The following is a 12436-nucleotide window of genomic DNA, read 5'->3' on the forward strand; positions in this document are numbered from 1 at the left end:
GGTAAAGGATGATTGAAGCAGACCGCCTGGTATCGGCAGGCACCATTCAGCCAGATGACGTGGTGGATCGGGCGATCCGCCCGAAGCTGCTGGATGAGTACATCGGCCAGCCGCAGGTACGCTCTCAGATGGAAATTTTCATCCAGGCGGCAAAGCTGCGCGGCGATGCGCTCGATCACCTGCTGATTTTCGGCCCGCCGGGGTTAGGTAAAACTACCCTCGCGAATATTGTCGCCAACGAAATGGGCGTAAATCTGCGCACCACTTCCGGCCCGGTGCTTGAGAAAGCAGGGGATCTGGCGGCGATGCTGACCAACCTCGAGCCGCACGACGTGCTGTTCATCGATGAAATTCACCGACTGTCGCCGGTGGTGGAGGAAGTGCTCTATCCGGCGATGGAAGATTACCAGCTGGATATCATGATTGGAGAAGGGCCGGCCGCGCGCTCCATTAAAATCGATCTGCCGCCGTTTACCCTGATTGGCGCCACGACGCGCGCCGGATCGCTGACCTCTCCGCTGCGCGACCGTTTTGGTATCGTGCAGCGCCTGGAATTCTATCAGGTGCCCGATCTTCAGCACATTGTGGGCCGCAGCGCGCGCTACATGGGGCTGGATATGAGCGAAGAGGGGGCGTTTGAAGTGGCGAAGCGTTCACGCGGTACCCCGCGTATCGCCAACCGTCTGCTGCGCCGCGTACGTGACTTTGCCGAGGTGAAGCACGATGGAACCATCTCGGCCGAGATTGCCGCCCAGGCGCTGGATATGCTGAACGTGGATGCTGAAGGCTTTGACTATATGGACCGTAAGCTGCTGCTGGCGGTGCTGGACAAGTTCTTTGGCGGGCCGGTGGGGCTGGATAACCTCGCGGCGGCGATTGGCGAAGAGCGTGAGACAATTGAAGATGTGCTGGAGCCCTATCTGATCCAGCAGGGCTTCCTGCAGCGTACGCCGCGTGGGCGTATGGCGACGGTGCGGGCGTGGAATCACTTCGGGATTACGCCACCGGCAATGCCGTAGCGTTCTGTTCCCTCTCCCGTAGGAGAGGGGCAGGGTGAGGGCATCAGCGCCCTCGAGGTCAGCTTGCCGTCTTCTTCATCATGCTGAAAATGAACAGCACCGCCGCGCAGAGCACCACCGACGGTCCCGCGGGCGTGTCGTAAAACGCCGAGAAGGTTAACCCCCCCGTCACCGCAATCATCCCGATAATCACCGCAATCCCCGCCATCTGTTCCGGAGTACGGGCAAAACGACGCGCCGTGGCGGCAGGGATAATCAGCAGCGACGTAATGATCAGCGCGCCGACAAACTTCATCGCCACGCCGATGGTTAACGCCGTGACCAGCATCAGCAGGAGCTTCACGCGCTGAAGCTTCACGCCGTCGACAAAGGCCAGATCCGGGCTGACGGTCATCGCCAGCAGGTTTCGCCACTGCCACAGCAGAATACCCAGCACCACCACCACGCCGATGGCTATCGACATCAGATCCTCTGGCGTGACGGCCAGCAGATCGCCGAACAGGTAGGCCATCAGGTCAACGCGGATGTTTGCCATCAGGCTCACCACTACCAGCCCCAGCGACAGGGCGCTGTGCGCCATAATGCCGAGCAGGGTATCGATGGCGAGGTGAGGGCGTTTCTCCAGCCAGACCAGGCCGCCGGCCAGCAGGAGCGTGACGACAATAACGGCATAAAACGGATTCACGTCCAGCAGCAGTCCAAACGCGACGCCCAGCAGCGAGGCGTGGGCCAGCGTATCGCCAAAGTAGGACATTCTGCGCCATACCACAAACGACCCGAGCGGGCCTGCGGCGCACGCGAGCATAATCCCGGCCAGCCAGCCGGGCAGTAACAGTTCAATCATGAGTGTCCATTTCCCCGACGCAGGACAATTCGTCCCTGTAAATCATGGCGGTGATTGTGATTATGGCGATAGATGCCCAGCTGTTCGGCGCCGCGATGGCCAAACATGGAGATAAATTCCGGATGCATTGAAACCACTTCCGGCGTGCCGGAACAGCAAATGTGATGGTTCAGGCACAGCACTTCGTCGGTTTTGGCCATCACCAGGTGCAGGTCATGGGAAACCATCAGCACCGCACAGTTAAGCTCCCGGCGCAGCTGGTCGATCAAATCGTACAGCGCCACCTGACCGTTAACGTCAACACCCTGGGTGGGTTCGTCCAGCACCAGCAGCTGAGGGCTGCTGAGCAGGGCGCGGGCAAGCAGGACGCGCTGGGTTTCACCCCCCGAGAGTTTTTGCAAAGGGGCATCGACGAGATGGCCCGCCTGAACGCGCTTCAGTGCCGGAAGGATATCCGCTTTACGGGTGCCGGGACGCAGGCGCAGAAAGCGGCTTACCGTCAGCGGCAGCGTGGCGTCGAGATGAAGCTTTTGCGGCACATAGCCGATACGCAATTTATCTTCGCGGACAATTACCCCTTCATCAGGCGCAACCAGGCCTAACACGACGCGCACCAGCGTTGATTTACCCGCCCCGTTAGGGCCGAGCAGCGTCAGTATTTTGCCGGGCTTCAGATTCAGCGACACGTCAGAAAGGACGCGGCGCTGGCCGAACGAGACCGAAACATTTTCAAGAGAAACTAAAGTCGTCATGTCAATTTAAGCTTGCAGAAGTTATCGAATGTTATAATATCACATTCCACGCATTCATTACGATGATTAGTCGCATTATGTTACAGAAAAATACGCTTCTTTTCGCAGCTTTATCCGCTGCACTTTGGGGGACAACCGCACAAGATGTTAACGCTGCCGTTGTCGCTTCGCTTAAACCGCTTGGCTTTATCGCCGCGGCTATCGCAGATGGGGTAACGGAAACGCAGGTGCTGCTGCCTGACGGCGCCTCGGAGCATGATTACTCCCTGCGCCCGTCGGATGTAAAACGCTTACAGAACGCGGACTTAGTCGTCTGGATTGGTCCAGAGATGGAAGCCTTCATGCAAAAGTCGGCCAGTAAGGTCCCGGCAAATAAACAGGTCGCCATTGCCGGGTTGTCCGGGGTAAAACCGCTGCTCATGAAAGGGGCCGATGACGACGGTGACGAACACGACCACGGGCATGCTCACGACGAAAAAGGTGACGACCATCACCATCACGGTGAGTACAACATGCATCTCTGGCTTTCCCCAGAGATAGCGCGGCTTTCAGCGGTTGCAATCCACGACAAATTAGTGGAACTTATGCCGCAAAGTCGAGTCCAACTCGACGCCAACCTGAAGGATTTTGAGGCTCAGCTAGCCGCAACCGACAAACAGGTAGGTAACGAGCTCGCACCGCTTAAAGGAAAAGGGTATTTCGTTTTTCATGATGCTTACGGCTATTACGAGAAACATTACGGTCTGACCCCGCTGGGACACTTTACCGTCAACCCCGAAATTCAGCCTGGTGCGCAGCGTTTACATGAAATCAGAACACAGCTGGTTGAGCAAAAAGCGACGTGCGTTTTTGCTGAGCCACAGTTCAGGCCAGCGGTCGTAGAAGCCGTGGCCAGGGGAACATCCGTGCGCATGGGAACCCTTGACCCGCTAGGTACGAACATCCAGTTGAGCAAAGCGAGCTATTCGCAGTTCCTCAGCCAACTGGCGAATCAGTATGCGAGCTGCCTGAAAGGAGATTAACGAGGAAGTGAATACGTGCAACAGATAGCCCGCTCTGTCGCCCTGGCATTTAACAATCTGCCTCGACCCCACCGCGTTATGCTGGGGTCACTTACCGTTCTCACATTAGCGGTCGCCGTATGGCGACCCTATGTTTACCACCCGAGTTCTGCCCCTATTATCAAAACCATCGAACTGGAAAAGAGCGAAATTCGCTCTCTACTGCCTGAGGCCAGCGAGCCTATCGACCAGGCTGCTCAGGAAGATGAAGCCATTCCCCAGGACGAGCTGGACGACAAAATCCAGAACGAAGCCGGCATTCATGAATATGTTGTTTCTACTGGCGATACGCTGAGCAGCGTTCTGAACCAGTACGGTATCGACATGGGCAACATCAGCCAGCTTGCTGCATCTGACAAAGAGCTGCGTAACCTGAAAATCGGTCAGCAGCTTTCCTGGACCTTAACCCCTGACGGCGACCTGCAGCGCCTGACCTGGGAAATGTCCCGTCGCGAAACCCGCACCTACGATCGCACCGCAAACGGTTTCAAAATGACCAGCGAAATGCAGCAGGGCGACTGGGTTAACAGCGTGATGAGCGGAACCGTTGGCGGCAGCTTTGTTTCCAGCGCCCGCGACGCCGGCCTGACCAGCGCTGAAATCAGCTCGGTAATTAAAGCCATGCAATGGCAGATGGATTTCCGCAAGCTGAAGAAAGGCGATCGCTTCTCCGTGCTGATGTCTCGCGAAATGCTGGACGGTAAGCGTGAACAGAGCCAGCTGGTGGGCGTGCGTCTGCGTTCCGATGGCAAAGACTACTACGCGATCCGCGCGGAAGACGGCAAGTTCTATGACCGCAGCGGTACCGGTCTGGCAAAAGGCTTCCTGCGTTTCCCGACGGCTAAACAGTTCCGCGTCTCCTCCAACTTCAATCCGCGTCGTCTGAACCCGGTCACCGGACGCGTTGCGCCGCACCGTGGCGTTGACTTCGCAATGCCGCAGGGCACGCCGGTGCTGGCAGTAGGGGATGGTGAAGTGGTGATGGCTAAGCGCAGCGGCGCTGCCGGGTACTACGTTGCCATTCGTCACGGCCGCACGTACACCACCCGCTATATGCACCTGCGCAAGCTACTGGTCAAGCCGGGCCAGAAGGTGAAACGCGGTGACCGCATCGCGCTGTCCGGTAATACCGGTCGTTCGACCGGTCCGCACCTGCACTATGAAGTGTGGATCAACCAGCAGGCGGTTAACCCGCTCACGGCGAAACTGCCGCGCACCGAGGGGCTGACCGGCAAAGATCGTAAAGATTATCTGGCGCAGGTGAAAGAGGTTATGCCGCAGCTGCGCTTCGACTAAGCCTTCCGTATGTGAATAAAGCCGGCGTCAGTGTGCGCCGGCTTTTTCTTTTGTACGAGGAGCGCTGCCTCGCTACACTATCTGCATAATTTTTTGCGTCACCAGACCCTGGAACCCGCATGGAAACCAAAAAAAACAATATTGAGTACATTCCCGAGTTTGAAAAATCCTTTCGCCACCCGCGTAACTGGGGCGCCTGGCTTGGCGTTTACGCGTTTGCCGGCATGGCGCTTTTACCTGCTTCGGTTCGCGATCCGGTGCTCGGCACCGTGGGACGCCTTGCGGGCCGCCTGGGAAAAAGCGCGCGCCGCCGTGCGCAAATTAACCTGCTGTACTGTTTCCCGGATAAAAGCGACGCCGAACGCGAGGCCATCATTGATGCAATGTATACCACCGCGCCACAGGCGATGGCGATGATGGCGGAGCTGGCGCTGAAGGGGCCTGAGAAGATCGTCGGCCGCGTTGACTGGAAGGGGCTGGAAATCATTGACGAAATGCGTCGCAACGACGAGAAGGTGATTTTCCTGGTGCCGCACGGCTGGGGCGTCGACATTCCGGCGATGCTAATGGCCTCGCAGGGGCAAAAGATGGCGGCGATGTTCCATAACCAGGGTAACAAAATCTACGATTTCGTCTGGAATACCGTGCGCCGTCGCTTTGGCGGACGCTTGCATGCCCGTAACGATGGGATTAAACCCTTCATTCAGTCTGTACGTCAGGGCTACTGGGGCTACTATCTGCCCGATCAGGACCACGGCCCGGAGCACAGCGAATTTGTCGATTTCTTCGCAACCTATAAGGCAACGCTGCCCGCGATTGGCCGCCTGATGAAGGTCTGCCGCGCCCGGGTGATCCCGCTGTTCCCGGTTTATGACGGTAAAACGCATCGACTGAGCATTGAGGTACGTCCGCCGATGGACGATCTGCTTACCGCAGACGATCGCACCATTGCACGTCGTATGAATGAAGAGGTGGAGCTGCTGGTGGGGCCGCACAAGGAGCAGTATACGTGGATCCTGAAGCTGCTTAAAACACGTAAACCGGGTGAAACGGAGCCGTACAAGCGTAAAGAGCTTTTCCCGAAGAAATAGAAAACCCTCACCTTATCCCTCTCCCCCTTAGGGGAGAGGGGATCGGATCTTACTCTACGGTCAGTACGCGGGTGGTATTGGTTGAGCCGATGGTGCTCATCACGTCGCCCTGCGTCACGATGACGATATCACCCGACACCAGGTAGCCTTTGTCGCGAAGCAGGTTTACTGCATCGTGCGCCGCGGCCACGCCGTCGTTGGTGCTGTCGAAATGCACGGGCGTAACGCCGCGGTACAGCGCCGTCAGGTTCAGCGTACGCTCGTGGCGGGACATCGCGAAGATCGGCAGGCCGGAGCTGATACGGGACGTCATCAGCGCGGTGCGGCCGGATTCGGTCATGGTGATGATCGCCGTAACCCCTTTCAGGTGGTTGGCGGCATACATCGCGGACATCGCGATCGCTTCTTCCACATTGTCGAACTGAATATCCAGGCGGTGCTTGGAGACGTTAATGCTTGGGATCTTCTCTGCACCCAGGCAGACGCGCGCCATTGCGGCTACGGTTTCCGCCGGATACTGGCCCGCAGCGGTTTCTGCTGACAGCATCACCGCATCGGTACCGTCCAGCACGGCGTTGGCCACGTCCATGACTTCCGCACGGGTAGGCATCGGGTTGGTGATCATGGATTCCATCATCTGGGTAGCGGTGATCACCGCACGGTTCAGCTGACGCGCGCGACGGATCAGCGCTTTCTGGATGCCGACCAGTTCAGGGTCGCCAATTTCCACGCCAAGGTCACCTCGGGCAACCATCACCACGTCAGACGCCAGGATCACGTCGTCCATCGCGTCCTGATCGCATACGGCTTCAGCGCGTTCAACTTTGGCAACGATTTTCGCATCGCAGCCTGCATCGCGCGCCAGGCGGCGGGCATAGTTCAGGTCTTCGCCGCAGCGCGGGAAGGAGACGGCCAGGTAATCCACGCCAATCTGCGCTGCGGTGACGATATCCGCTTTGTCTTTATCGGTCAGCGCTTCGGCAGACAGGCCACCGCCGAGCTTGTTAATGCCTTTGTTGTTGGAGAGCGGGCCGCCGACGGTCACTTCGGTGAACACCTTCATGCCCTGAACTTCCAGCACTTTCAGCTGCACGCGGCCATCGTCCAGCAGCAGGATGTCGCCTGGCACAACGTCAGCAGGCAGGCCTTTATAGTCGATACCCACTTTCTCTTTATCGCCTTCGCCTTTGCTCAGGTTGGCATCCAGCAGGAATTTATCGCCGATGTTGAGGAAGACTTTGCCTTCTTTGAAGGTCGATACGCGAATTTTTGGACCCTGGAGGTCACCGAGGATAGCAACGTGGCGGCCCAGTTTTGCCGCGATTTCACGGACTTTGTCGGCACGTAACTTATGGTCTTCTGGCGTACCGTGAGAGAAGTTCATACGCACCACGTTGGCACCCGCGGCGATAATCTTTTCGAGGTTATTATCGCGGTCGGTGGCCGGGCCTAAGGTGGTGACGATCTTGGTTCTGCGAAGCCTTCTGGACATGTAATACTCCGTTGACTGAAACAACTTTGGTGTTGCGTGAACATTGAATCGATCTTCATCTATCGCAAGGCAGTAGCGAGCGGACCGAATGCCGTAAATCGTACATCGTAGTTATTAGGGAACATCGCTCTTTATAAGCAATTCTTTATCAAAACGCGATTCTTTCAGGGCTTCCTTGACCCGCTTCAAGTTATCCCGGAATTTTGCGCCCCGGCGTAAGGTAAAACCGGTCGCCAGCACGTCGATGACCGTCAGCTGCGCCAGGCGGGAGACCATCGGCATGTACATGTCGGTGTCCTCCGGCACGTCCAGCGTAATGGCGAGCGTTGCTTCGCGCGCCAGCGGGGTGCCTGCTGTCGTCAGGGCGATCACCATCGCATCGTTGTCGCGCGCGAGCTGCGCCAGCTCTACCTGGCTCTTGGTGCGACCGGTGTGCGAGATGAGAACCACCACATCGTCTTCGCTACAGTTCATACAGCTCATGCGTTGCAGCACAATGTCATCGGAGTAAATCACCGGCACGTTGAAGCGAAAGAACTTGTTCATCGCGTCATGGGCCACGGCGGCGGACGAGCCGAGGCCAAAGAAGGCAATCCGCTTGGCCTGGGTGAGCAGATCGACCGCACGGTTAACTGAACTCATCTCAAGCGACTGACGAACGTGGTCGAGGGTGGCCATTGCCGATTCAAATATTTTCGCCGTGTAGGCATCAACGCTGTCGTCTTCATCCACATTGCGATTAACATACGGGGTGCCGTTTGCCAGACTTTGGGCCAGATGCAGTTTAAAATCAGGAAAGCCGCGGGTGTCCAGACTACGACAGAATCGATTTACCGTCGGTTCGCTGACGCCCGATTCCTGAGCCAGAGCGGCGATGCTTGAATGAATCGCCTGAGCGGGAGCGGCGAGAATAACTTCAGCCACTTTGCGCTCGGATTTGCTAAGGTGTTCCAGTTGAAACTGGATTTTTTCCAGCATGTTCATTGTTAACAAGACGCTCGTGGGGGCAGAAACGATTTCATAAATAGATGAAATCCTGAGTCGATGTAGCCGATATTACCCCCGGGATTCCCGAAAGGGTAATCGTCGACAAGAAATGTTGTTGTTTTTTTTCATTACTTGATCGATGTCGGGTTTTACTGTGGCCGCGTTGCGCAAAGAATCGACGTTTGTTGCGTCATCGGGTCGCCGCTAACGCCTGACCGGCGAAAAATCGCCGTATCGCACGCGACGTTAAGCGCTAATGGTTTCAGGAAACTCGTAAAAGCAGTACAGTGCATTGTAATAAAATTACAACGATACCTGGCAGAGTACCAGGGGATCTAACTGAGGAGAATGACATGGCGGTAACGCAAACAGCCCAGGCATGTGACCTGGTCATTTTCGGCGCGAAAGGCGATCTTGCACGCCGGAAATTGCTGCCTTCCCTGTATCAGCTGGAAAAAGCGGGCCAGATCCATCCCGACACCCGTATTCTGGGGGTAGGGCGCGCCGACTGGGATAAGGAAGCTTATACCAAAGTGGTGCGCGAGGCGCTCGAAACGTTCATGAAGGAGAAAATTGATGAAAGCCTGTGGGATACGCTGAGCGGGCGCCTCGATTTCTGCAACCTTGACGTGAACGACGTCAGCGCCTTCACCCGTCTGGGCGATATGCTGGACCAGAAAAATCGCGTCACCATTAACTATTTCGCGATGCCGCCAAGCACCTTCGGCGCCATCTGCAAAGGCCTGGGCGAAGCGAAGCTGAACGCCAAGCCGGCGCGCGTCGTGATGGAAAAACCGCTGGGCACCTCGCTTTCAACCTCCCGTGAAATCAACGACCAGGTGGGCGAGTACTTCGAAGAGTGCCAGGTCTACCGTATTGACCACTACCTGGGGAAAGAGACGGTACTGAACCTGCTGGCGCTGCGTTTTGCCAACTCCCTGTTCGTGAACAACTGGGACAACCGCACTATCGACCACGTGGAAATCACCGTGGCGGAAGAGGTGGGCATCGAAGGCCGCTGGGGCTACTTCGACCAGGCAGGCCAGATGCGCGACATGATCCAGAACCACCTGCTGCAAATCCTGTGCATGATTGCCATGTCTCCACCGTCGGATCTGACGGCAGACAGCATCCGTGACGCCAAGGTAAAAGTACTGAAGTCCCTGCGCCGCATTGACCGCTCCAACGTGCGCGAGAAAACCGTGCGCGGCCAGTACACCGCAGGCTTTGCTCAGGGTAAAAAAGTGCCGGGCTACCTGGAAGAAGAGGGCGCGAATAAGTCCAGCAACACGGAAACGTTTGTGGCGATCCGCGTGGATATCGACGACTGGCGCTGGGCCGGCGTTCCGTTCTACCTGCGTACCGGTAAACGTCTGCCTGCGAAATGCTCCGAAGTGGTGGTCTACTTCAAAAACCCGGAACTGAACCTGTTCAAGGAGTCCTGGCAGGAGCTGCCGCAGAACAAGCTGACCATCCGTCTGCAGCCGGACGAGGGTGTGGATATTCAGATCCTGAACAAGGTGCCGGGTCTCGATCACAAGCACAACCTGCAAACCACCAAGCTGGATCTGAGCTACTCCGAAACCTTTAACCAGACGCACCTGGCCGATGCTTACGAGCGTCTGCTGCTGGAAACCATGCGCGGCATTCAGGCGCTGTTCGTGCGTCGCGATGAGGTGGAAGAGGCGTGGAAGTGGGTCGACTCAATTACCGAAGCCTGGGCTGCCGATCAGGACGCGCCAAAACCGTATCAGGCGGGAACGTGGGGTCCTGTCGCCTCCGTTGCGATGATCACCCGCGATGGCCGCTCCTGGAACGAGTTTGAGTAAATCGTCCTCTAGCCCGAAGGTGTTATTTTACCGGTAACATGATCTAACACAGCAACGGGCACAATTTTTAATCTTTTAAGCTCCGCGTGGATTCACCCGCGGGGCTTTTTTTATTACACTGCCGGAAGACATTTTGCCCCTGTGCTCCGGACACCAGGCGTTTCAGCGTTGTTAACCATCGCCAGAGACTATGTAAACTCCCGAGCCCGGACAGATAAATTAGAGGAGCTTTTATGAATCCGACATTGTTACGCGTAACACGGCGCATTATTGAGCGCTCGAAAGAGACCCGTTCAGCCTACCTTGCCCGCATCGAACAGGCGAAGAGTGAAACGGTTCACCGATCGCAGCTGGCATGCGGCAATCTGGCCCACGGCTTTGCGGCCTGCCAGCCCGGTGATAAAGACGCGCTGAAGAGCATGCTGCGTAACAATATCGCCATCATTACCTCCTATAACGACATGCTCTCTGCGCACCAGCCGTATGAGGTCTACCCGACTATCATCCGCAACGCGCTGCACAGCGTAAACGCGGTGGGGCAGGTCGCGGGCGGCGTGCCGGCCATGTGCGACGGCGTGACTCAGGGGCAGGACGGCATGGAGCTGTCGCTGCTGAGCCGCGAAGTGATCGCCATGTCGGCGGCGGTTGGCCTGTCTCACAATATGTTTGATGGCGCGCTCTATCTGGGCGTCTGCGATAAAATCGTCCCCGGCCTGGTGATGGCCGCGCTGTCGTTTGGCCATCTGCCCGCGATTTTTGTGCCGTCAGGCCCGATGGCAAGCGGTTTGCCGAATAAAGAAAAAGTGCGTATCCGCCAGCTGTACGCTGAAGGGAAGGCTGATCGTCAGGCGCTGCTGGAAGCGGAAGCCGCGTCCTACCACGCCCCGGGCACCTGTACCTTCTACGGTACGGCTAACACCAACCAGATGGTGGTGGAGTTCATGGGGATGCAGCTTCCGGGCTCGTCGTTCATCCAGCCGGATGCGCCACTGCGTAAAGCGCTGACCGAAGCCGCGGCCCGTCAGGTGACGCGTCTTACCGGCAACGGTAACGAGTGGATGCCGATGGGCAAAATGGTGAATGAAAAAGTCATCGTTAACGGCATTGTTGCCCTGCTGGCGACCGGCGGCTCAACCAACCACACCATGCACCTTGTCGCGATGGCGCGCGCGGCGGGCATTCTGATCAACTGGGATGACTTCTCCGATATCTCGTCCGTGGTGCCGCTGATGGCGCGCCTGTACCCGAACGGTCCGGCGGACATCAACCACTTCCAGGCGGCAGGCGGGGTGCCAGTGCTGATGCGCGAGCTGCTGAAGGGCGGGCTGCTGCATGAGGACGTGAACACGGTGGCGGGCTTTGGCCTGCACCGCTATACCCTGGAGCCGTGGCTGAACAACGGTGAGCTGGACTGGCGCGAAGGGGCGAGCCACTCTCTCGATCCGCAGGTCATCGCAACCTTCGAACAGCCGTTCTCTCCTCACGGCGGCACTAAGGTGCTGAGCGGCAACCTTGGCCGTGCGGTGATGAAAACCTCTGCCGTGCCGGAAGAGAACCAGGTTATCGAGGCGCCGGCGGTGGTGTTTGAAAGCCAGCATGACGTTTTACCTGCCTTTGAAGCAGGGCTGCTTGATAAAGACTGCGTGGTTGTAGTACGCCATCAGGGGCCAAAAGCGAACGGAATGCCAGAATTACATAAACTTATGCCGCCGCTTGGTGTATTATTGGACCGCCGTTTCAAAATTGCGCTGGTGACCGATGGACGCCTCTCGGGTGCGTCCGGTAAAGTGCCTTCTGCAATCCACGTCACTCCGGAAGCCTACGACGGTGGTTTGCTGGCGAAAGTGCGCGATGGTGACACGATCCGCGTTAACGGTCAGACAGGCGAGTTAACCCTGCTGGTGGATGAGGCCGAGCTGGCGGCACGTCAGCCGCACATTCCTGACCTGAGCGCGTCGCGCGTGGGTACCGGACGCGAAATGTTTGGCGCGCTGCGTGAGAAACTCTCCGGCGCGGAGCAGGGCGCAACCTGTATTACGTTTTAAGACGACTTGATTTTAACGAT

10 protein-coding genes are annotated in these 12436 nt (G+C 57.4%); 6 read left to right on the top strand and 4 right to left on the bottom strand.

The window, feature by feature from the left end:
* Window positions 1-8: 8 nt before the first annotated feature.
* The gene (ruvB, locus tag MOQ06_RS08110) at window positions 9-1019 is read left to right on the top strand and encodes a Holliday junction branch migration DNA helicase RuvB (protein WP_003859753.1); all 1011 of its coding nucleotides are present in this window, start codon (window positions 9-11) and stop codon (window positions 1017-1019) included.
* A 58-nt stretch (window positions 1020-1077) separates the two neighbouring features.
* Here the strand turns inward: ruvB and znuB are convergent, their stop codons facing one another.
* Together znuB and znuC are read right to left on the bottom strand one after the other, a co-directional pair.
* Window positions 1078-1863, bottom strand: coding sequence for a zinc ABC transporter permease subunit ZnuB (gene znuB, locus MOQ06_RS08115; protein WP_148418073.1), 786 nt, complete (start codon window positions 1861-1863; stop codon window positions 1078-1080).
* A complete protein-coding gene (gene znuC / locus MOQ06_RS08120; protein ID WP_148418072.1) occupies window positions 1860-2615 on the bottom strand; it encodes a zinc ABC transporter ATP-binding protein ZnuC in 756 nt (251 codons plus the stop codon). Before znuC ends, znuB begins: the two co-directional genes overlap by 4 nt.
* Before the next feature lie 77 nt (window positions 2616-2692).
* On the opposite strand from znuC, the gene znuA reads away from it, so the two are divergent.
* The 3 genes from znuA (at window position 2693) to lpxM (ending at window position 6063) form a co-directional block, all read left to right on the top strand.
* On the top strand, window positions 2693-3637 hold the full coding sequence (gene znuA / locus MOQ06_RS08125) for a zinc ABC transporter substrate-binding protein ZnuA (RefSeq protein ID WP_148418071.1): 945 nt from the start codon (window positions 2693-2695) through the stop codon (window positions 3635-3637).
* Between the two features lie 15 nt (window positions 3638-3652).
* Complete coding sequence (gene mepM, locus MOQ06_RS08130; protein WP_148418070.1) at window positions 3653-4972, top strand: murein DD-endopeptidase MepM; 1320 nt, start codon at window positions 3653-3655, stop codon at window positions 4970-4972.
* Window positions 4973-5091: 119 nt separating this feature from the next.
* On the top strand, window positions 5092-6063 hold the full coding sequence (lpxM, locus tag MOQ06_RS08135) for a lauroyl-Kdo(2)-lipid IV(A) myristoyltransferase (protein ID WP_148418069.1): 972 nt from the start codon (window positions 5092-5094) through the stop codon (window positions 6061-6063).
* A gap of 49 nt (window positions 6064-6112) precedes the next feature.
* On the opposite strand, the gene pyk is transcribed toward lpxM, so the two are convergent.
* Together pyk and MOQ06_RS08145 are read right to left on the bottom strand one after the other, a co-directional pair.
* Window positions 6113-7555, bottom strand: a complete 1443-nt coding sequence (gene pyk / locus MOQ06_RS08140; protein WP_010432595.1) for a pyruvate kinase — start codon at window positions 7553-7555, stop codon at window positions 6113-6115.
* A gap of 114 nt (window positions 7556-7669) precedes the next feature.
* Window positions 7670-8539 carry a MurR/RpiR family transcriptional regulator gene (locus tag MOQ06_RS08145; RefSeq protein ID WP_148418286.1) on the bottom strand — a complete coding sequence of 290 codons (870 nt, stop codon included), beginning with the start codon at window positions 8537-8539 and terminating at the stop codon, window positions 7670-7672.
* Between the two features lie 356 nt (window positions 8540-8895).
* On the opposite strand from MOQ06_RS08145, the gene zwf reads away from it, so the two are divergent.
* Both zwf and edd read left to right on the top strand, forming a co-directional pair.
* Window positions 8896-10371 carry a glucose-6-phosphate dehydrogenase gene (gene zwf / locus MOQ06_RS08150; protein WP_148418068.1) on the top strand — a complete coding sequence of 492 codons (1476 nt, stop codon included), beginning with the start codon at window positions 8896-8898 and terminating at the stop codon, window positions 10369-10371.
* 233 nt (window positions 10372-10604) lie between these two features.
* Window positions 10605-12416, top strand: coding sequence for a phosphogluconate dehydratase (edd, locus tag MOQ06_RS08155; protein WP_242172309.1), 1812 nt, complete (start codon window positions 10605-10607; stop codon window positions 12414-12416).
* Window positions 12417-12436: the final 20 nt, after the last annotated feature.

Origin of the sequence: Enterobacter sp. I4 (assembly GCF_022669095.1) — a bacterium.
GTDB classification, from domain to species: Bacteria; Pseudomonadota; Gammaproteobacteria; order Enterobacterales; family Enterobacteriaceae; genus Enterobacter; species Enterobacter pasteurii.